Genomic DNA, 23,479 nt, shown 5'->3' on the forward strand with positions numbered 1-23,479 from the left:
AAAAAGCTATATATCCTATTGTAAATAAAATAGCCATAAACAAGTTCACTAAGAATGTTTCAATATATTTTAAAACTTCAATATATGAACATATTACATGACTAACTACTCATATATCTACATTTAATAATAACATAAATTCTCATTACGTCAATATCCTACCAAATATAGAGGCTATTTCTTTTTTATAAGGGAATTAACCGCTTTTACCTATACATAGCCTTCATAAATAGATTATAATAAAGTGATGATGAATAAACATAAACTTTGATTCCAAAGGAGGTGAATATATGTCTGAATCAGTAAGCCCTACAGTGGAATTTACTTCGGTAGCAAAGGAATTTCGCCATGAATATGTTGTTGAAAAATCACGGTTTATAACAACAGTATATCCTTGCAAGACTGAAGAGGAAGCCCAAACCTTTATAAGCCGCATCAATAAAGAATTCTGGGATGCGCGCCATAACTGCACAGCCTATACATTAGGCCCACAGCAAGAACAACAACGATCTTCCGATAATGGAGAACCATCAGGCACAGCAGGTAAACCAATGCTAGAAGTACTCAAAAAGACTGGTATTACCAATGTAGCCGTCGTCGTAACACGTTATTTTGGAGGCATTAAATTGGGCGCTGGTGGCTTGATTCGGGCCTATTCACACTCCGTTGCGGAAACCTTACGTCTTGCGCCTAAAGAACTACATACAACACGAACTCGGCTACAAGCAAAGATTGACTATTCACTGTATGGAGCAGTAGAAAGATATGTACAGGATGAAAAATTACACTATGAAGCAAGCTTTGGTGAATATGTAGACATAACAATCCTAATACCACCTACTGATGTAGAGCGCATACAAAAAGAGCTCCAAGACATAAGTCATGGAGCTGCTACTTGTAATGTATTAGATTCTATTGAGGTGGTACTACCACTAGATAAATAATCTAGTTAGTAGATTCCAAACTTTTAATTGCCGTTATTAACTAAACCGGCTATACCTTGACCGAGTTCACGACGTTTTTCCTTAGTCATAGGATAAGGCCATACTCGTTCTAATTGTTTTTTCCGGCTAATTTTATTACGAGCCGTCATTAATCTACGTGCTTCCCAATTACGAATTGCTTGACCTAAGGTTCTTTTTACCACGCCCATAGTAGTACCTACTTTCTTAATTCTTGCTATTATATCAAAATTTATGATAAGTATAGAAAGATAATTTAAAACTTAATTTACTTTCTATTACCTTGTTGAATTTAGTATATATAGCATTTTATTAAATGTGAAATGACCGTTACTTAGTTCGTTATAATTTTTATTTATCATATTATGTGTATAATAGGGAGATTCTATGGATACATCTTACTACCACAATTTTATTACCCTTGTTCAAACGGGCAATATGACACAGGCCGCAGAGATTCTTCATATTACACAACCAGCGTTAAGTAAGCAGTTGAAATATTTAGAGGCTGAATTTGGGGCTCAATTAATCAACATTAAACGCGGCCAACGAGGATCAAACTTGCAATTAACAGATGCTGGTAAAATCTTCTATGAAAAAGCACAACAACTCTGCTCTATTGAAGAATCTACATATAATGCTGTACAACAATTGAATTCACGCATTGAAGGTACTTTACGCATTGCGACATCTGCATCTCGTTCAACGCCAATCGTACAGCAATATTTACCAGCTTTTTCCATGAAATATCCATCTGTCCATTTTGAAATTTATGAAGGACTTATGACAAATGTAGTGACCCAACTCATCAACGGTAGCGCCGAATTAGGTATCGCCAATATTCAAATGGTAGATATCGATAAATTCGATATCCTGCTTACCCAAGAAGAGCATTTATACGCTATTTTCCGCCGTGATGTATTCTGGACAGATCGTGAGCATGATACCATCACGTGGGAAGACATAAAAAAATGTCCCCTTTCCCTTTCTGGTGGCTCTGTCCGAATGATTATGCAATCTAGCTTAACAGATATGGAGCAACTTAATGCGGTAGCTATCACTACCACAAAAAGCTCAGCTATTGAGTGGGCCTCTTCTGGTCGTACAGTTTCTTTAGTCCCAATGGACGCTAAGGAACTCATCAATCATCGCAAAATGGCCCGCATCAAATTGCCAGAATTCTCGGGGGATTTCAAAAAAGCTTTTATCACACTTAAAGGCCATGCACTTTCCCCAGTAGCACAGCAATTTATTGACTTCTACAAAGCATATGTATAATCATAATTATACATATTATTACCATACTATGACATTAACAGTCTATATAATTGGCATCTATGTAATTATAGACCCCAATTCAATACATAAGAAAAGACCTAGTACTAAATGTACTAGGTCTTTTTGTATCATATCCTATATAACGACAAATCTTATGGTTGTTTAAGCTCGCCGTACATATGATTCTGTTATACTTGATGAACAGCACCTACAATATCAGTGATGCTGTTAAGATTATATTGTTCTACATATTCACTCATTTCACGGGCAATACGTGAAATTGCTGTTGGATCTACCATCGTAGCTGTACCAACTTGAACGGCTTGCGCCCCTGCCATCATAAATTCGATAGCATCTGTGCCAGTCATGATACCACCAAGACCAATAATAGGAATAGTTGCCTCTTTATAAACTTGGTGCACCATGCGAAGAGCCACGGGCTTTACGGCTGGGCCAGATAATCCACCATAAGTGTTCCCCAATACAGGCTTGCGACGATGAATATCTATAGCCATGCCCAACAAGGTATTAATTAGACTTACTCCATTACCACCGCCTGCTTCAACAGCCTTTGCGATTTCTACAATGTCTGTTACATTTGGTGAAAGCTTAACGATAACAGGTTTATCCGTTACCTTACGAACCGCTTTAGTTACCGATTCAACGACCTTTGGATCTACGCCAAAGGCCATGCCTTCACATTCTACATTTGGGCAAGATACGTTGACTTCTAATCCTGCAATGCCATCTACAGATAATGTCTCTGCCATCCATGCAAATTCATCAATTGTACCAGCAGACATATTCGCTAGCAATGGTACATCATATTTCTTAAGCTCTGGTAGAATTTCTCTAACAAAATGTTCAGCTCCAGGATTTTCAAGACCAATACAGTTCAATACGCCAGATGGTGTTTCTGCAATGCGAGTACCAGGATTGCCATGACGTCCTTTTGGTGTTAAACCTTTTACGGAGATAGCTCCTACCTCATTGCTAAGGTCTAAATACCCAGCATACTCAGGGCCATTACCAAAGGTGCCAGATGCAGCGATAATAGGATTTTTCATCTTAATACCGCAGTAATCAACAGCAAGCTTTGGATTAGGCGTAACGGTGTTATTTAAATCGCGTTCACGCATTAAAAGAACACCTCCTCAGCTGGGAATACAGGACCATCCTTACAAACCTTATAGCGTTTACCTTCTGCACCATCACAAGCACAGCCTAAACAACCTCCAGTACCACAGCCCATACGCTCCTCAAGAGAAACTTGGCAAGGCACATTCAGTTCTTTAGCCACTTGAGCTACGCCTTTCATCATCGGCATAGGACCACAAGTCATGATAGAGGTAAAGGAATTAGCATTAATTAGGTCTGGCATAATAGCCGTAGGGAAACCTTTTATGCCCACACTACCATCATCAGTAGTGATATGTACTGTAACAGGTGTATCCTTAAATAAATCTGCCCAGAAGGTTTCAGTTTCATTTCTAAAGCCTAAAATAACTTGTGCTGCTTCCCCTTCTTTTAAATGAGAGGCAATACATAGCATCGGTGCAATACCAACACCGCCACCGACAAGTAACATATTATTAGATGTTACAAACGGTTCCCCTAAAGGTCCTAAACAATCTAGTGTATCGCCAGGTACGAGACGTGTCATAATTTCAGTCCCCTTACCTACGACGCGATACAAAAGAGTAATAATACCCTTTCGGGCATCGAATCCAGCATAGCTAATAGGGCGACGCAATAATGGCGCCGTAGAGTCCGCTACGCGAACATTACAAAACTGTCCTACCTTTGCTTCTGCTGCTTGTTTTGGTGCGTGAATATCCATAATCCACACATCAGAGCCTATTTGCTCATTGCGAACGACTTCGCCCTGTTCTACATAGCCACTCATGGTTATTACTCCAATTCAAAATCTTGTAACGCTTCTACAGAGTAGTTAGCATCATCTTTACGATTCGCCACAACACGCAATACTTCCCGTGCTGTATCAAGACTTGTTAAGCAAGGTGTACCCATTTCTACAGCGAGACGACGTAATTGGAAGCCTTCGCGTTCAGGACGTTTACCTGCAGTCAATGTATTAAGTACAAGATCGACCTTGTCTTGACGAATATGGTCAGCACAGTTGTCATTACCTTCGGAGATTTTGTTAACTATTTTGCAGTCAACACCATGTTCCTTGAAGTATTTACCTGTACCACCTGTTGCTTCAATGTGATAACCTAATTCGATAAAGCCTTTTGCCAATTGACTAGCTTCCTCTTTATCACGGTCTGCTACTGTCATGAGAATTGTACCATCTTCTGGGATACGCATGTTCGCACCATTGATAGCTTTGAATAAAGCTTCAGAATATGTACGACCAATCCCCATAACTTCGCCTGTAGATTTCATTTCAGGTCCAAGAGCGATTTCCACAAGCCCCATTTTGGAGAAGGAAAATACAGGTGCTTTTACAGCTACATAAGGTTTATTAGGTACAAGACCGAGTGGCAAGCCCAAATCTTTTAAGCTTTCACCAAGGGCAATACGTGTTGCACATTCCACCATATTGATACCTGTTACCTTAGAAATGAATGGTACGGTACGGCTAGAACGAGGGTTAACTTCGATTACATTAAGTTCACCATCAGCCACGATGTATTGAATGTTAAGTACCCCTTTAACATTAAGGCCTACTGCAATACGACGTGTATAGTCAACAATTTGATCAATCAATTCTTGGCTTAAATGTTGAGCTGGGTAAACGGCCATGGAGTCACCAGAGTGAACACCGGCACGTTCGATTTGTTCCATAATACCAGGGATACATACATCAGTACCGTCGGAAATAGCATCAACCTCTACCTCCATACCAACCATGTAACGGTCGATAAGAACAGGATGCTCCTTAGATGCTACTACGGCTTCCTTCATGTATACATCAAGCTCTTTATCGTTGTATACGATTTCCATCGCACGACCGCCCAATACATAAGAAGGGCGAACGATTAATGGGTATTTCAACTTTTTAGCTGCTTCTTGTGCTTCTTCATCAGAGGTTACCAGAGCACCTACTGGGCGAGGGATACCAAGTTTCGCCAACAATTCATCAAAGCGTTCACGGTCTTCCGCCATATCGATGCTATCTACGGATGTACCGAGGATTTTGACGCCACGTTCTGCCAATGGGCCTGCCAAATTGATAGCCGTTTGACCACCAAATTGAGCAATGACGCCAGCTGGCTGTTCTTTATTGATGATTTCCATTACATCGTCCACAGTCAATGGCTCAAAGTATAAAGAGTCAGAAATATCAAAGTCAGTAGACACTGTTTCTGGGTTGTTATTAATCATAATAGATTGATAACCCGCTTTACGAAGGGCCCATGAGGAATGTACGGAGCAGTAGTCAAACTCTACGCCTTGACCAATACGAATCGGGCCAGAACCAAGTACTACTACGGATTTATCGCCTAATGGACGAACCTCATCCTCTTGTGCATACGCACTGTAGTAATAAGGTGTTTTAGATTCAAATTCAGCTGCGCAAGTATCTACGTATTTATATGTTGGAAGAATATTCCATTCTTTACGTTTTGCACGAACATCTTCTACAGTTGTATTAGCATAACGAGCGATAACAGAATCAGTGAAGGAATAACGTTTTGCTTTGCGCAATACATCCTCTGTTAAACCTTGCTCAGCCAATGCTTTTTCCACAGTAACAATGTTTTTAATTTTTTCAATAAAGAATGTATCAATTTTTGTAATATAGTGGATTTTTTCTACACTGATTCCCTTGCGAAGTGCTTCTGCTACAACATAGATACGTTCATCATCTACTAAATGTAAACGTTCGATCAATTGTTCCATAGACTCATGAGCGATTTTCTTAAGCTCAATATGGTCTAAACCAATTTCCAAGGAACGAATTGCTTTAAGTAAGGAGCCTTCCAAAGAACGGTCGATGGCCATAACTTCGCCAGTGGCTTTCATTTGTGTGCCCAAGGTACGATCTGCCAAGTTGAATTTTTCAAAAGGCCAGCGTGGAAACTTAGTTACTACATAGTCAAGAGTCGGCTCAAAGCATGCTTTAGTTTCACCGGTTACAGCATTTGTAATTTGATCCAATGTCATGCCTACTGCAATTTTTGCTGCTACTTTCGCAATTGGGTACCCAGTTGCCTTAGATGCCAATGCAGAGGAACGAGATACGCGAGGGTTTACTTCGATAACAATATATTCGTTGCTATTTGGATTCAAAGCGTATTGTACGTTACAACCGCCTTCGATTTTTAAATAACGGATAATCTCTACAGATGCGGTACGCAGCATTTGGTATTGAATATCGTTCAAGGTTTGGCTTGGTGCCACAACGATAGAATCCCCAGTATGCACACCAACAGGGTCAATATTTTCCATATTACATACGATGATGCAGTTATCTGCACTATCGCGCATTACTTCGTATTCAATCTCTTTCCAGCCTGCAACGGAACGTTCTGCTAGAATTTGGTGAATTGGTGAAAGTTTCAAACCACGACGTGTGATTTCATACATTTCATCTTCATTATGGGCAATACCTCCACCAGTACCGCCTAATGTGTATGCAGGACGAATGATAATAGGATACCCAATACGATTAGCAAAGGCTACTGCTTCTTCAAGATCGTTAAAGATATCGGATTCAGGAACCGGTTGGTTGATTTCCTTCATCGCTTCTTTGAAGAGTTCACGGTCTTCGGCTTGTTTAATGGCTTCAAGAGTTGTACCAAGAAGTTTTACACCATATTCTTCTAATACGCCAGCTTCAGACAATTGTACCGCCATATTAAGACCTACTTGACCACCTAATGTAGCCAACAAGCCCCAAGGGCGTTCTTTTTTTATAACTTCTGTTACGAATTCAAGACTAATCGGTTCTACATATACGCGGTCTGCAATATCTGTATCAGTCATAATAGTAGCAGGGTTGGAGTTAACTAATACTACTTTATAACCCTCTTCTCGAAGGGAACGGCATGCTTGTGTACCAGCATAATCAAACTCTGCAGCTTGACCGATAATAATTGGACCAGAACCAATTACAAGTACTTTTTTTGCTTCTGAGGTCATATTATTTTCCCTTTCTCATTAAGTCTTCAAATTCGTCAAATAAATATAGGTTATCAGTAGGTCCTGGGGATGCTTCTGGATGGTATTGTACGGAGAAGATTGGCAATTCTTTATGACGCATACCTTCTACGGTACCATCATTTACACTACGATGTGTAATTTCTACGAAAGCTGGCAAAGAAGTATCATCTACCGCATAACCATGGTTTTGAGATGTAATATATACCCGACCAGTACGTAAATCTTGTACAGGATGGTTAGAACCACGGTGACCAAATTTCAATTTGAATGTGGTGCCACCATAAGCTTGTGCCAATACTTGATGCCCCATACAGATGCCAAAGATTGGTTTCTTACCAAACATTTTCTTTACTTCTTCTACTGCATAGCCAAGATCTTGAGGGTCTCCAGGGCCATTAGATAAAAAAATACCATCTGGATTTGCTGCCAACACATCTTCAGCCTTAGCATCTGCAGGAAATACAGTAAGACGACAGCCTGCAGCTTCTAGAGAGCGAAGGATATTTTCCTTTACACCATAATCCATTACCGCTACGTGGAATTCAGCATTTTTATCGCCACGCATACCTTGCCATTTTGTAGTTACACGCATAACTTGATCTGTTGGCAAGTCTTGTTTAAACAATTTTTGAATATCCTCCATAGGGTAATCAGAGCGTACGAGTACGCCCTTCATTACACCATGGTTACGAAGAACACGTGTAATCGCACGTGTATCTACATCATAAAGGCAAGGGATGCCGTGCAAACGAAGATACTCACTAAATAACCCCTCATTTTGCCAGTTAGATGGAAAGTCACACAGTTCACCTACAATAAAACCTTTACAATATGGTTTAGGACCTTGAGTGATAGAATTTAAAGTACCATAATTACCAATTAAAGGATAGGTTAATGTAATAATTTGATCCGCATAGGATGGGTCAGTCAAGATTTCTTGATACCCGGTCATACCTGTGTTAAATACAACTTCACCTACCGTTGGGGCGCCACCTAATAAGGAACCTTCAAACACGGAACCATCTTCAAGAACTAACTTGCCTTTCATTATAAGACTACGCCCTCCTTCATAACAATTTTGCCATCAACTACTGTGAGTTTAGCTTTACCTGTAACAGTCATACCATCAAATGGGCTAACTTTACCTTTTGTATAAAATTTATTTCTATCTACTGTCCACTTTTCAGTTGTAGAGAATACAGTAATATCCGCTGGCTTACCAACTTCAAGAACACCTGCATCAAGGTGCATCAACTCAGCTGGTCGAGTACTCATATAGTACACAACTTGATCAATGCTAAGTTTATCAGGACCATATGCATTTGTAATAACCGCTGCCAAAGATGTTTCGAGGCCGCTGAAACCATTTGGTGCACAGCAGAATTCATGGTCTTTTTCTTCGTATGCATGTGGTGCATGGTCTGTAATAATCGCATCGATTGTGCCATCTTTCAAGCCTTCTAATAATGCTTGGCGATGATCTTCTGAGCGAATTGGAGGAGCCATTTTAAATGCTGGATTATATTCGCGTAAGTATTCATCTGTGAAAGACAAATGTTGGCTTGTAACTTCACAGGTTACATTAAGACCTTTAGCCTTCGCACGGCGCACCATATCTACAGTATTTTTACTACTTACGTGAGCAATATGGATATGACCACCTGTCATTTCAGATAACAAGATATCACGAGCAACAGCCAAATCTTCAGCTACTGCAGGACGACCAATAACACCTAATTCATAAGAAACAATACCTTCATGCATATGACCATTTTTAGTCAATGTAATATCTTCTGCATGGTCGATAACCATCTTATTAAACATGGACGAGTATTCTAAAGCACGACGCATAAATGCAGCATTTTCTACATAGTGGCCATCATCGGAGAAAGCTACTACACCAGCTTCTGCCATATCCCCCATTTCAGCAAGTTCCTTACCTTCAAGACCTTTTGATACAGCACCAATAAATTCTACCTTAACAACACCAGTAAGTTCGGCTTGCTTTTGCAACCCTCTTACGAGCGCAGCATTATCTACTACAGGATTTGTATTAGCCATAGTTACAACACGTGTGAAACCACCTGCAGCAGCGGCTTGTGTACCGGAGTGGAAATCTTCTTTCGCTTCTTGACCTGGCTCACGCAAATGTGTGTGAATATCGATAAGGCCTGGTGCTACAATAAGACCTGTTGCATCATATATCTCAGCACCTTCAGCATTTAAGTTTTGACCGATGGCTGCAATTTTACCATCTTTTACGAGAATGTCTGCTACTTCGTTTTGTTTTTTCGCCGGATTTACTACCGTACCATTTTTAATAAGCAAGCTCACTACCGTCACCTCCGATAATAGTTAAGTACAATACAGCCATACGTATAGCTACGCCATTACGCACTTGTTCTTGAATTACTGATTGATCAGAATACGCAACATCTGGTGCGATTTCTAGGCCACGGTTCATTGGACCTGGATGCATGACCATTACATCGTCTTTAGCTAATTTCAATACATCGCTATTGATACCAAAGATACGTGCATATTCTCTGTTTGTAGGATATAGTGCAGAGTGAATGCGTTCTAATTGAATGCGAAGTACGTTTACCACATCTGCATCAGCAACGGCTTCACGAATATCGTGGTGTACGGTAACACCTAATTTTTCAAGTTCTGGATATACCATTGTACGAGGACCAGCTAAATGTACATCAGCCCCCATTTTTGTAAGTCCATAAATATTGGAGCGTGCCACGCGACTATGCATTATATCGCCAAGGATAACCACCTTTAATCCTTCAATAGATTCCTTTTTCTCTAAGATAGAATACATGTCTAGTAATGCTTGTGTTGGATGCTCATGAGCGCCATCACCTGCGTTAATGATAATCGGATCTACGGCTTTCGTAGCGTATAAAGGTGCACCTTCTGCGCTGTGCCGCATTACGATAGCATCTGTACCCATGTAGGACATAGTTAATAATGTATCGCGGAAACTTTCACCTTTACCCATGGAAGATCCACTAGGAGAAAGATTGATTACGTCAGCCCCTAAGTATTTGCCGGCTAACTCAAAGGAACTACGGGTACGAGTACTTGGTTCCATAAAAAGGTTGATAATGGATTTCCCCTTTAATAGTGGAACCTTCTTGTCATCAGAAAGAACGATTTTCTTCATTTTCTTTGCCACATCTAAAATCAATTTGATTTCTTCAGGTGACACATTTTGCAAACCCAATAAATCTTTGCCTTTTAGGCTAACTTGTCCCATGATTTCCTCCTAACTCACGTAACAAAAAAGACCTTTTGCCCAGGGCAAAAGGTCAAATAGTTTGCACAAAGAAGCCCCTATGGGCACTTCAACTATATTCCTTTCTCAGCCTCTCTGGACTAAATTAAAAGGTATTGTATTATGCAATGGTCTCTCGTACCATATATGCATTTCTTTATTTATTGTACTGAATCCACCTTTGAAAGTCAATGTAAAACACAAAATTCATATGGATTTTAAAAAGAGGACAAGCATATAAAATTGCTTGTCCTCTCTATATTTAAACAGCTATTAATCCACTTCTATATCTTAAACTTTAATCTAAAATTTTTTTTAGAAATTAAGGGTCTTAACCTAATGGATATAATCTTGGTGGGTTTTCTTCATCATTTTGCTGTTCATTTTGTGGAGTATATGGCATTTGATCTTGTTGCGGCTCATTCGCTACAGGATTTATCTGCACATTTTGCTGATTTGGCGACAATTGAGGCTGACGTTGCTCACGACGACGTGTATTTTGGGATGCCGTCGGTCTAGGTTTTGTCAACTCATCAATGGATACAGCATTTGGAATAGTTACATTTGATGTATCCCCATGAATATCATCAAGTTCACTAAAGGAAGGAGTCCTCTTAGATGCTTGAGCAGCCTTACGTTCGGCTTCAAGTTGTTGACGGGCAAGTTCTGCACGACGACGAGCGCTTTCTTGTTGATCTCGAACACGTTGAATCGCTTCAGCACGCTCTTTTGCTTTACGCTCTATTTCAGCTTGAGCCAACGCTTGTTGACGGGCAGCTTCAGCTTTACGTTCTGCCTCTAGTTGCGCTTTATATCGTTCCTCAGCAAGGCGTCGTGCCTCGGCTGCTTGACGTTCTGCTTCAGCTCGTTCTGCAGCAAGTCGCTCTTGCTCTGCCTTACGAGCTTCCGCCGCTATGCGAGCCGCCTCTGCTTTACGAGCCTCTTCGGCACGTCTTGCTTCTTCTATGCGACGAGCTTCTTCAGCACGGCGCGCTGCTTCGAGTCGTTCCTGTTCAGCTCTACGTTGTGCCTCAAGTCTAGCTGCTTCTGCTTTACGAGCTTCTTCTGCTCTACGTGCTTCTGCTTCTAAACGAGCTTGTTCAGCTTTACGCGCCGCTTCAATTCTCGCAGCTTCAGCTTTGCGTGCTTCCTCTGCTCGTTTTACATCTGCTGCTACGCGAGCGGCCTCAGCTTTACGTTCCGCTTCAATTCGAGCTTCTTCTGCTCTACGCGCTTCCTCCGCACGACGAGCCTCTTCTGCTTTTCTTGCTGCTTCCATTTGTTGTGCTTCCAAAGCAGCCTTAGCCTCTGCCGCTCTACGAGCATCTTCTTGACGCTTCGCTTCAAGAGCGGCTTGTTCTGCAGCACGTTGTGCTTCTAAAGCAGCTTTCGCTTCTGCTGCTTTACGAGCTTCTTCTGCACGCCTTGCTTCCAATGCTTCCTGCTCAGCTTTACGTTGTGCTTCTAAACGAGCTCTAGCCTCTGCAGCCAAGCGTTCCTCTTCAGCCCTTTTGGCCTCTAAAGCAGCTTTTTCTGCTGCTCTTTGCGCCTCAAAGCGAGCCTTAGCTTCAGCCACTTTTCTTTCTTCCTCCGCTTTGCGTGCGGCCTCAATACGAGCAGCCTCAATCCTACGTTCTTCGTCAAGACGTTTTGCTTCCGCTGCTAGTCGAGCTTCTTCTGCTTTACGAGCCGCCTCTAGGCGATCTGCTTCCGCTTTTCTCGCTGCCTCGATACGTGCCATTTCAGCTTTACGAGCCGCTTCCGCCTTGCGAGCTTCCTCTGCTTTACGCTCTGCTTCGGCTTTTTCAGCCATCTTGCGCTCAATTTCAGCATGTTTGGCCTCTGCAGCCTTTCGCAACATTTCGGCTTTTTCTGCAGCTAGTCGAGCCTCTTCAGCTTTTTTACGAGCTAAGGCTTCTTTCTCATCTTTTGCCTTTTTAAGTTGTGCTTCTTTTTTTACATCTGCTACAGCTTTATCGCTCAACTTTTTAGTTTCTTCATGAGCAATTGTTTCTGCCCGCTTAGCTGGACTTTCAATAGTAGATTTTTTAGTATCTACTGTCCCTTTATCTCCATCTTTACCACCTACAGGGCCTACAGGTATTTGTGTGCCCCCTTGAGTTGGATGCCCTAAAATATCTTTAACATCTTTCGGCACATTAACAGCAATAGTTTGATGTTTTTGTGGATTTGCAAGAGATTCAGGAATTAACAAGAAACGAATTGGCAAATTCGATGCACCGGCTGGTATAAAGTTTAATGTTAATAAATCGCCCGCATTATAGTTCCCTAATAAACGACTATCTAATATAGTACCTTCCCCTAATGCGGAAATACCATCTTCACCACCAATGTGATAAGTTCGTGTATCGGTCTGTCCTCGTCTAGCACCTTGTTGATGCAATGCTTTTACCGTAAAGGAACCAGAATAAGGTCCCCCAAGAGGGTTAAAATACAGTCTAAACGGTTCATTCCCCTTTGTAGGAATTTTTAGCGTATACGATACGCCATAGTTACCACGGTCACGAACAAATGCTTTATTTTGCATTTCGTCTACACCATTGATAAACGTATCCTCTCGGTCATTACCAATTTCTACAAAGGCACCACCTAAAGCAGTGTCGAATGGTGTAGTAACCTCCATATTACGTTTAGCACCAGTATAAGTACCGCGTAATTGTATTTCATCAATAGAAAGGTTTTTCACCCAATGTGACGCATCTACAGGATCCATCCCCATAGGCAACATCATGACACGCGCAAATATAGGTCCTTCTGTTTTAATATCTACAATCCCCGTAAATAATGCATCTCGATTTACCGGTGTATTTTCTAAGTCACTAAAGATTAATTGACGCCCTTGTGGTGGGATGCTAAGAGAGTATAACGGTCTTGCATCTGGGCTTTCATTAAGAGGTTGCTCCAAATCCTTTCGCGACAAATCACGACCTGCTGCAAAATAGTCAGGTGTAGCTACAGATTTTAATTGTCTCATGACATGTACTGAAGTTGGATAAGCCGTTTGGTTTTCTAAGACGATAGCAATCTTGTGAGGTAGATCCATTTCATTTACATGATAGAAATAGATACGCCCATTGCCATTAATTGTACCTGCACTTAACGTACCTCCTACAGGTCCTACATATTCAGGACTATCCGATAGGAGCAATGTATCCGTTTGAGACACCAAAGATGGTGGTAACGGAGAAAACTGAAAATATCCAATTGATTGTAAATCTATATCACGAGCTTCTACATGGCCTGTAAGGGCAGCCATGGCAGCCATAGCCGCAGCTACACAATATCTTGATTTATAGGAAAACATATATTATTACCTCTATATTTCTTCGAGCCCCAACGGGTCATACGTAAGTGCTAATGCTTCAATCTTCTTTAGTCGATGGCCAATTCCAGATTTAGATAGTTCCCCCTCCATCAACTCTTCAAGCTCTTTTAAACTCGCTTCAGGATTCTCCCACCGAAGTCTTGCAACGACGCGCAACTTTTCAGGTAATTCTTCAATACCGATTTCTCTATCAATAATACGGATTGCTTTTACCTGACGAACTGCTGCATCCACAACCTTCTGTAAATTTGCCGTCTCACAGTTGACTTGACGATTAATTTGATTCCGTACGGTTTTCATAATCCGCACGTTTTCAAATTCCATAAGCGCCGATTGAGCACCCATGATTTGCAAACAATTTGTTACTGCATCCCCTTCTTTAAGATATACTACATACTCGTCCTTCCGCTCCGTTAGACCAGCGTGAATGTGAAAGAGTCGTAATACATGAATAATTTCCCTCGCAAAAGTCTCATTCCCCGTCATAAACTCAAGATGGTAATCACTTTGTGGTTTATTAACAGAGCCTCCCCCTAAAAAAGCTCCCCTTAAAAAGGCACGTCGTGCTTCCATTGATTTGAGCCAACTACGAGGGATTTGTTCGCTCACAGGCCATAAAGCAAGATCCTCTAGAGCCTGTCTGCCCTCTACAGAGGGTTCTACAGATAGCGTATACATATTTTTTTTACGCAAGTTTAAACCTTGTCGTACTAAAACATTTGTAGGTAATTCGTATTGCTTTTTCAAAATACCAAGCAAACGACGAGCTACTGCATTATTAGCCGTAGCTAAACGAATGCCGACGGCACCTTTCATCCCCAAAATGATAGATCCGCCCATACGCAATAAGCAAGACGCTTCAATTTTCATGGCCACATCCGCATCACTAGAGGCTTCATATTGGCATAATTCATTTTTTACATCTTCTGCAAATGACATGGGCATCCCTTCTCATTAATGATCATCTCGTTGAAGATAATACTCTAAGATATGCGGTTCAGTGTTAGATTGCATAGCATGAATAATATCCATAATAACTTTACCTAGCCGTTCAGGATCGTGAACAGCTGGTTTTTGAGGGCTAATTAAGGTAGCTCGTATAGTGCGGATTCCTTTGGCTTGTAACTTTTTAGTATCTAATACCAATGGTTCAGATCCTACAGCACTATATTGTTCAACCATTTGAATTGGCAACGGACCATCATTGGCAAGCACAGTATCTATAATTCCTTCTCCGCCATGAGCAATTAAAGCCTCTACATGGTCATTTAATGTGTAGCCTGTGGTTTCACCTGGTTGTGTCATAACATTAGCAATATAGATTTTATTAGCCTTACTAGCACGTACATGAGAGGCCAACTTATCAGTTAGTAAATTTGGGATAATACTTGTATATAGACTACCAGGACCTAAAATAATCACATCTGCTTCATCAATGGCACGTAATGCAGCCCCCTCTGGCTTAGGCAATGCTGGATCACTATAGATATGACGAATTCGTTTACCCGAGTGTGGTATATTACTTTCACCTTCTACAATAGTGCCATCTGTCATCTCTGCACGCAATTTAATGAACTCTGTAGAGGAAGGAATTACACGACCACGGACACGCAACAATTTACTAGCCGCTTCAAGAGCTTCTTCAATATCTCCATCGTAAACTTGAGCAAGCGCAGTGATAAAGAGATTACCAAAGCTGTGTCCAGAAAGCTCATTTTCCCCTTCGAAGCGGTAACGGAATAAGTTCTCCATTACCCCTTCTTGTTCAGCTAGTGATACTAAACAGTTTCTTAAATCACCAGGTGCTATCATTTGAAAGTCTTCTCGCAAGCGGCCAGAAGAACCTCCATCATCAGCAACTGTTACAATCGCAGATAGGTTTGATGTATGTGATTTCAAACCACGCAATAAATTTGATAAGCCTGTACCCCCACCGATTACTACAATTTTAGGGCCCTTATCGAGTCGGATATTTTGAAAGATAATATCTGATACCTTGCTGTCAGGATTAGGTAGTACCGCACGAATAATCGTTTTTATAACTTTACTTGTACCGATGAGCATTAATACAGCGCCAATCGATAATACTACAGCCCCTACAGCAATGAGTACATTATAATTGTAAAAGCCCGTCATATTATAAGAAAAGGCAAGTACAATATCTTCAAGAACCGCAAGCCATTGATAGTTAAACATCAAGGAAATGCCAATAATTAAAAGACCTACACCACAACTAAATAAGGCAAGCCAACGTTTTATATTTAGACCCGGAATTAGCCACCGGAACCATCCTTTTCGCAACATAATCCCCCCTATCTAGTTATCAAGTGTTATAATTTCATGAGGATTATAATCTTCTTCTACATTATTTTTCATCATATCTCTATGTTCAACAGTGACACGATATCCTTTTTCTAATAAATGGGAATATAGAGCCTCTGCCATAGCTACAGATCTATGCATACCACCTGTACAGCCTACTGCCACAATAAATTGAGATTTTCCTTCTTGTTCATAATTTGGCACAAGAAAATCCATAGTATCAAAGTAACGTCTTTTAAATTCCTCTGTTACTTCAAAGGAATGAATATATTCATTCACTGCTTTTACACGACCTGTTTTATGACGAAACTCGGGAATATAAAATGGATTTGGTAGAAAACGAACATCCCATACCATATCTGCATCGAGAGGAATACCATATTTAAAACCAAAGCTCACTACAGTAATAGCCATACCATGAGCTTCATCAACTTGAGCAAAGCGCGTTTTTAAATACTCTTTCAAGCTAGCTGTTTTCATATTAGTAGTATCAATAATAAAATCTGCTTTATGGCGCACAGAGTTAAGAATTTGGCGTTCCTTCTTTAGCCCTGTTGTAATCAGCCCATTAGGAGCCAATGGATGACTTCGTCGGCTTTCCTTATATCGACGAATCAAAGTCTCATCTGTAGCATCCATAAATACAATTTCAAAATCTACCTTCATATCTTTTAATGTATCTAAAGATGAAGAAAGAGCTTCAAAAAATTCGCCCCCCCGAATATCTACAACAAGAGCAACGCGATTGGTCCGTTCTCCACCTTGTCGGCAAATTTCACTTAATTTAGGAATCAGCACAGGGGGAATATTATCAATACATAAATACCCCATATCTTCTAAAGCTTGCAATACTTGAGTCTTGCCGGCACCTGACATACCTGTAACTATTAACAAACGAAATGCTTCCATAGTTTTACTCCATTATAAAAGATTATCTTCAATCCAATGGGCTACTCCATCGTCATTATGATGGCCACAAATTGTATGAGCCACAGATTTTACATGATCTGTAGCGTTTTCAACAGCTACAGAGTAACCTGTTTTACGTAGCATAGAAATATCATTTTCTGCATTACCAAAGGAAACGATATGTTCTAAACTAATATGATTATTTAAAGCTAGTTGTGTCAAAGCACGCCCCTTTGACACATTAAGGGCAACGATTTCTAAAAAGTCTTTTTGGCTACGAACTAGAGTCACCAAATCACCAACTCTAGGAGTTAAAATTTCAATAATTCGGTCAATTCCTTCTACTGTATCTATGGCAATTAGCTTATTCGGTTCAGAGTTTAAACTATATAACGTATCCCCTAAAAATTCTGCCGTAGCACCAGTCTGTTTTTCATAGAGATCGGACTGCCACGTCTTATGATGGCATAGTAAATGATCATCTACATATGATTGTATATGCCAATCATATAGTTTTGCTAATTCATAAATACGACGTACCACTTCAATAGAAACAGTCTGTTCAAATAGCTTACATCCTGTTTCTAACTCTTGAATGAGGCCACCAGAAAATAAAATCATCGGCACATTACCCAGCTTTAACGCCTGTCCAATAGGCTTAGCCGTTTGGTACATACGCCCCGTAGCAATCGTAATGGCAACTCCCTTTTGCTGCAACCGATGTAATACATCTACTGTATAGTCAGATATAGAATTATCGCTACGCACCAAAGTTTCATCACAATCGATGGCAACCATTTTAATATGAGAAAAAGAAGGATTCATGTTCGCCGCCTTTATAGAAATTTTAAATACTCTTTATTATACCATTAAAAGTGGCACTATAGATAGAAATAAGCGGTAATAACCCTAATAATGATAAGAAAGTGTGGGTTATAGGACAAAACGTATTGCAAATTTAATCCCATGAATTGAAAAAAGATTGATCATAATTATGTAAATCACTCCAAACAATGGCATCATCCCATGTTGGAATTGAACTTTCTAACCTAGATTGTAGTATCATGGTATTATATATGTCAGAGATACTTGTATTGGTCGGCATAACCTTAAGTATCGCTTTAAATGAAAGTGGGTTCGGTGAGTGCATATAGCACCACCAGAACACCGCTTTTATTCGTCTTTCAATGGACAGCCCACGGTGATGACGTAACATAGTGCGTAATTGTGAATTAACTCCACCTTCAATTCGATTATTTGTAGCTGGACATTCAAATTCTAAGGATTCGTCTAAATAGGTAAATAATAGATTGTTATTGATTAATTTAACCAAGGAATTCTCTGCCTTTATTAGACGTTCATGTTTGGGTCGTATTGTCCCATATTCATCTATTGTTGTTTCAGCTAAAAATACTTTATGCCGTATTTTCCAAGACATTACAATTTGAACCCAAAATGTAGCTTGATCCTGTGTTTTATGACTAATAGTGCTTTTGCTAATCCATATAATTCATTTCCAGCAATACTTTTGGGCCGTGCCGTTGTATAGCGCTTAACTTGTTGAAATGCATGAAAATACACCTTTGTAGTTTGGCTTTAAGCCAAACTTTTTTTAATGCTTTTTGAAAACCTGTAACGCCATCAAAAATAACAACTACGGAACTAGCTATTCGTTGTAATAAAGCATGCCAAGCCCTAGAATGTTCATATCTACATACATACCAGCCTAAAACATACTTTTCATTACAACAAATTAAAACACAAGCATTTCTAGCTAGATAAATTCCATCAACAAAAACAACCGTGCTCGATACTTCGACTTTAAGTGGCAACGGCCAAAAGTTCCAAAATTTTGCCACAGTTCTACGAAAACTACGACCTTGTCCAGGTATTTCACTTTGAGTCGTCTTACCAAATAACCAATTTAAAAATCTTTGTAACTCAACATCATTTTTTGTAATTATATTCGTAAAAGAACACTTACACTGTTTACAAATCCACCTTTGAGAACCCGCATTAGTTCTACCATGTTTTCTACAATTCAAGCCAAAATTAGGACATTTAACTTGTTTCATAAAAATACTCCTTCTAAAAATAACATCTTTCTAGAAAGATAAAACCCTATTCAGCACTGTAAATGCAAGGACTTTCAGCTTTTTTGCAACACGTTTTGTCCGGCCTTTAAAGTTACTCAAAAAGATAAAATGCCGATGCAGCTAGTTATTTACTAGTTGCATCGGCATTAAAAACAACACATTCTGTCCTATAAGCCGAAAGTGTACTCATGAGACTTTCATCGAATATAAAAGTCTCTAGTATCGATAAATGATTCTATATTAATTAAGTACACAGCATCAATGATATACTATAACAAAAAGCCTCATATAATTTTATATTAAACACAAAAAAGAGACTCCCGAAGGAGTCTCTTTCATATGATTAACTATCAAATTAGAATTTGTAGTTAAGTTCTGCACGGTAAAAATCACCCATATCATCATGATTTGTGCGACCGTTATTTTTCCAATCAAAACCGTAGTAAGCGGATAAGCCAACATTGTTTTGCAATGCATAATCAACAGTAGCCATCCAGCCCTTAGCACCTTGTGTATAAATATGATTCCAAGTAGAATCAAATACTGGTGCAGCAACATCAGATTTAAAGTATTGGCCTTTTACATCCCAAGTACCTGCTTTTTTGATATCGTAGTTACCATAGCCAATACCAGCAGTCCATGCAGCACCTTTTACGCTATCACCAGCTGTATCTTTAGCATTAGAAGCTTTCAACCATTCACCGCCAACCCAAACTTTATTGAAGTTTGCATTAGCATTAAAACCATATACATTTTTATAATTGGTTGGAGTGTCAGTGCCACCATTAGAAGAATCCAATACTAAATATTTCTTATCGCCATTAAAACGAGCATAGAAACCACCTAAATCAACATGTTTTCCTACTTTACCATTTAATCCAACATAAGCGACAGATGGGTTTTCATCTTTCTCAGGACGACCCCAACCACCTACAGGGTTTAAAGCTTCAACATTAGATGATGTCATATATCCATAAGCTGCTTGGAAATTAACTTTATCATTACCAGCATTAAATTGAGCACCATCAAATTGACCATCATATGCTAAACCAGCACCAAATGTTTGAGTATAACGACCAGCTTTAGCAGATACGCGTTCACCAAATTTATGATTTACATACGCACGATCAATTGTCGCAGTAGCAGATTTACTAGCATCACCAAATTCATAAGCACCTTTGACACGAACTACTGCTTCAGTTCTGTCGTTTACATTTGCATTGAATTGTACGCGTGCACGACCATCAAACATAGATTTTTCATCGTTAGAATCACCTGATTTGTGTTTTTGATCAGTGTATTTCAAACGCATATCGCCTGTTACCTTAACATTACCAACGCGGTCTTCCAAGCGAGCTACACGAACGCCCAAGTTGTTTAATTCGTTGGAGAATTCATCAGCCAAACGATTAATCATAGCTTGTTGTTCAGCGTTAGCGCGGTCTTGGTTAGCCATAGCTTTAGCTACCATTTGAGCCATTTCGTAACGAGTGATGTTGTTTTGACCTTTAAAAGTGCCATCTGGGTAACCATTGATAACACCAGCGTTAGCCAATTGAGAAACTGCTTGGTATGCCCAAGAATCTGGAGTTACATCGGAGAATGGGTTAGCTGCAAATGCAGTAGTTACACCCAAAACTGCTGTTGCTGCAAAGATTGCTGCGAATTGTTTTTTCATAGTTGAATTCCTTCTTTCTGAAAAAAATAGAAAATAAAATGTTACAAGTCATAACATTCATATTCTACTCAGTTCTTCAGATTAAGAATTTCAGGAGTGTCCATGTTTCCTCGCTATATTCTACATCGAAGTTCTTCGTTTCATATGTTTGCTACTTCTTGTACGGTGATATTAGCATAACCATTTTTTCATGTAAACCCTTTTTTCTCATTTCCGTTCTCATCCATTAAAAACTTTTAACTGAAAATGCTTACTATATTAGATTTTATCTAGTTTCGTAGATTCATTTTTTTATCACAAAAAAATTTAAATTTTTGTACTTTCCTATTAATCGAGAATTATCATCATAATTACTATTAACTTTAGCTTATAAATAGTATAATCTTTAATAAAATATATAATAATTCTATATACAAGATTTATTATATGCATCTAATGATATTAAAGTAGTATTGCTATATAACTACGTAAATGATTAGATAAAAAAATATATATTTATGTTACTATATATATTACTATATGTATTACTATATATATACTATTATACACAAAATTAAATGTATAAGATTTTATTCAAACAAAAAAAGACTTCCGAAGAAGTCTTTTTTGTTTGTGAGGGAATTAGAATTTGTAATTTAATTCTGCACGGTAGAAATCGGAAAGATCATTACCGCTTTGGTCTTTAGAGTTGAAACCATAACCAGCGGATAAACCTACGTTATCTTGTACTGCGTAATCTACGCTAGCCATGTAACCTTTGTAACCATTAGATGTATTTGTTAAATCATATGCTTGATCCCAAGTGGAGCTTACGATTGGTGCATTAGCTTTTTGGTTGAAGTATTGACCTTTCACATCCCATGTACCTTTTTTAGCGATGTCGTAGTTACCATAGCCAAGACCTGCTGTCCAAGCTTGAGAATTATTTACGTTGGAAGCTTTCAACCATTCACCACCAGCCCACAATTTATTTTTATGGAAGTCCGCATTGAAACCGTAAACATTTTGATGATTTTGAGGAGTAGCAACAGCTTTACCATCTGCAACGTTATAACGACTCAAGTTGCCGCTAGATAATCTGGAGTAGAAACCACCAACGGAGGATTCTTTACCAACTTTACCTTTTAAGCCTACATAAGATACAGATGGGTTATCAGATTTGGAGTTGCCATCAGCAGCACCATCAATCATGTAACCATACGCACCTTGTACTTGAACTTTATCATTACCTACATTCAATTGTGCACCGTCAAATGTATCATCGTACATCAAACCGCCACCAATTGTTTGTTGGAAACGACCAGCTTTAGCAGATACGTTGCTACCAAATTTGTGATCTACGTAAGCACGATCGATTGTTGCTTGAGAACCTTTAGTAGAGTCACCAAATTCGTAATTACCTTTTACACGAACAACTGCTTGTGTTTTATCATTTACATTAGCATTGAATTGTACACGTGCACGGCCGTCAGTTAAGGATTTACTATTAGCTTTGTAAACACCTTTGTCTTCAGAACCTTGGTAACGGATACGAGCATCGCCAGTTACCTTTACATTACCTACACGGTCTTCCAAGCGAGATACTCGAACGCCGAGGTTGTTCAACTCGTTAGAGAACTCATCTGCCAAGCGGTTAATCATAGCTTGTTGTTCAGCGTTAGCACGGTCTTGGTTCGCCATAGCTTTAGCTACCATTTGAGCCATTTCATAACGAGTGATGTTGTTTTGACCTTTGAAAGTGCCATCTGGATAACCATTAACGATACCAGCTTGTGCCAATTGGGATACTGCTTGGTATGCCCAGCTGTCTGGAGTTACATCGGAGAATGGATTTGCAGCAAATGCTGTTGTTACACCTAACACTGCTGTTGCTGCTAACATTGTTGCGAATTGTTTTTTCATAATGAATTCCTTCTTTCTTATAAATAAGAATTTATATTTGCAGAAGACGTTCACTACATAAGTAGTATCACTATGAAAGATGTATTAGGAGTGTCCATGTTTCCTCAACTAAATTATCTATCTTAGCTCCACTTCTTTGTAGCGTAGCCTTTCTGTTGATGTGAATATACCACCACCCCAAAACTTTGTAAAGCATTTTACACAACTAAATCTTATGAAATTTCTTTCATGAATAAAAATTATCCTCAAAACATAGATTTTTACTGTATTTTTAAAAATTTAATTTTACAAAATTTCATTTTATAGACTAAAAAAATAGATAATTTTATTATCTACATCCATAAAATTAATAATTATTAATTATTAAATATAAATCATTTAATAATTATAACTAATTTATATGTTTGAATTGTTTATTTTCTATAAGATTACTAAGTGATATATTTAGATTCAACCTAGCCGTCTCGGTATATTTTATTTAGTATACATTTCACAAGATACAACGTAACTTAATCCTTCTTAACTTATAAAAAAGCCTATCTACGATGAAAAACATCATAGATAGGC

General features: G+C 39.2%; 16 protein-coding genes and 1 pseudogene. 2 read left to right on the forward strand and 15 right to left on the reverse strand.

The window, feature by feature from the left end; genetic code table 11:
* The first annotated feature begins 290 nt into the window (after positions 1–290).
* Positions 291–944, forward strand: a complete 654-nt coding sequence (locus KHY58_RS05845) for a YigZ family protein (protein WP_004698470.1) — start codon at positions 291–293, stop codon at positions 942–944.
* A gap of 23 nt (positions 945–967) precedes the next feature.
* Here the strand turns inward: KHY58_RS05845 and KHY58_RS05850 are convergent, their stop codons facing one another.
* Positions 968–1,153 (reverse strand): hypothetical protein, encoded by a 186-nt coding sequence (locus KHY58_RS05850; protein WP_004695548.1) that lies wholly within the window; start codon positions 1,151–1,153, stop codon positions 968–970.
* Between the two features lie 196 nt (positions 1,154–1,349).
* On the opposite strand from KHY58_RS05850, the gene KHY58_RS05855 reads away from it, so the two are divergent.
* Positions 1,350–2,240, forward strand: a complete 891-nt coding sequence (locus tag KHY58_RS05855) for a LysR family transcriptional regulator (protein WP_004695545.1) — start codon at positions 1,350–1,352, stop codon at positions 2,238–2,240.
* Between the two features lie 188 nt (positions 2,241–2,428).
* Here the strand turns inward: KHY58_RS05855 and KHY58_RS05860 are convergent, their stop codons facing one another.
* From KHY58_RS05860 to KHY58_RS05925, 14 genes and pseudogenes are all read right to left on the reverse strand, one after another.
* On the reverse strand, positions 2,429–3,379 hold the full coding sequence (locus KHY58_RS05860) for a dihydroorotate dehydrogenase (protein ID WP_278472479.1): 951 nt from the start codon (positions 3,377–3,379) through the stop codon (positions 2,429–2,431).
* Positions 3,379–4,146, reverse strand: a complete 768-nt coding sequence (locus tag KHY58_RS05865; RefSeq protein WP_278472481.1) for a dihydroorotate dehydrogenase electron transfer subunit — start codon at positions 4,144–4,146, stop codon at positions 3,379–3,381. The genes KHY58_RS05860 and KHY58_RS05865 overlap by 1 nt, the downstream gene beginning before the upstream one ends.
* Positions 4,147–4,151: 5 nt before the next feature.
* Positions 4,152–7,352, reverse strand: coding sequence for a carbamoyl-phosphate synthase large subunit (carB, locus tag KHY58_RS05870; RefSeq protein ID WP_278472483.1), 3,201 nt, complete (start codon positions 7,350–7,352; stop codon positions 4,152–4,154).
* 1 nt (position 7,353) lies between these two features.
* Positions 7,354–8,421: a glutamine-hydrolyzing carbamoyl-phosphate synthase small subunit gene (gene carA / locus KHY58_RS05875; protein ID WP_004695539.1), complete on the reverse strand. Its 1,068-nt coding sequence runs from the start codon at positions 8,419–8,421 to the stop codon at positions 7,354–7,356.
* Complete coding sequence (locus KHY58_RS05880) at positions 8,421–9,707, reverse strand: dihydroorotase (RefSeq protein ID WP_123138508.1); 1,287 nt, start codon at positions 9,705–9,707, stop codon at positions 8,421–8,423. The genes carA and KHY58_RS05880 overlap by 1 nt, the downstream gene beginning before the upstream one ends.
* Complete coding sequence (locus KHY58_RS05885; protein WP_156696979.1) at positions 9,691–10,641, reverse strand: aspartate carbamoyltransferase catalytic subunit; 951 nt, start codon at positions 10,639–10,641, stop codon at positions 9,691–9,693. Before KHY58_RS05885 ends, KHY58_RS05880 begins: the two co-directional genes overlap by 17 nt.
* Before the next feature lie 349 nt (positions 10,642–10,990).
* On the reverse strand, positions 10,991–13,984 hold the full coding sequence (locus KHY58_RS05890) for an ATPase (RefSeq protein WP_278472485.1): 2,994 nt from the start codon (positions 13,982–13,984) through the stop codon (positions 10,991–10,993).
* A gap of 12 nt (positions 13,985–13,996) precedes the next feature.
* Positions 13,997–14,944: a DNA-binding protein WhiA gene (gene whiA, locus KHY58_RS05895; protein ID WP_120055747.1), complete on the reverse strand. Its 948-nt coding sequence runs from the start codon at positions 14,942–14,944 to the stop codon at positions 13,997–13,999.
* A 15-nt stretch (positions 14,945–14,959) separates the two neighbouring features.
* Positions 14,960–16,309 carry a gluconeogenesis factor YvcK family protein gene (locus KHY58_RS05900; RefSeq protein WP_024061003.1) on the reverse strand — a complete coding sequence of 450 codons (1,350 nt, stop codon included), beginning with the start codon at positions 16,307–16,309 and terminating at the stop codon, positions 14,960–14,962.
* Positions 16,310–16,321: 12 nt separating this feature from the next.
* Positions 16,322–17,236: an RNase adapter RapZ gene (gene rapZ / locus KHY58_RS05905; RefSeq protein WP_021147899.1), complete on the reverse strand. Its 915-nt coding sequence runs from the start codon at positions 17,234–17,236 to the stop codon at positions 16,322–16,324.
* Positions 17,237–17,248: 12 nt separating this feature from the next.
* A complete protein-coding gene (locus KHY58_RS05910) occupies positions 17,249–18,061 on the reverse strand; it encodes a Cof-type HAD-IIB family hydrolase (RefSeq protein WP_278472491.1) in 813 nt (270 codons plus the stop codon).
* A gap of 133 nt (positions 18,062–18,194) precedes the next feature.
* A pseudogene (locus KHY58_RS05915) lies at positions 18,195–19,311 on the reverse strand (IS1249 family transposase).
* 376 nt (positions 19,312–19,687) lie between these two features.
* Positions 19,688–21,010, reverse strand: a complete 1,323-nt coding sequence (locus KHY58_RS05920) for an S-layer homology domain-containing protein (RefSeq protein ID WP_278472494.1) — start codon at positions 21,008–21,010, stop codon at positions 19,688–19,690.
* 621 nt (positions 21,011–21,631) lie between these two features.
* Complete coding sequence (locus KHY58_RS05925; protein WP_120055743.1) at positions 21,632–22,912, reverse strand: S-layer homology domain-containing protein; 1,281 nt, start codon at positions 22,910–22,912, stop codon at positions 21,632–21,634.
* Between the last annotated feature and the right edge of the window lie 567 nt (positions 22,913–23,479).

It is taken from the genome of Veillonella parvula, assembly GCF_018366295.1.
Taxonomy (GTDB): domain Bacteria; phylum Bacillota; class Negativicutes; order Veillonellales; family Veillonellaceae; genus Veillonella; species Veillonella parvula_P.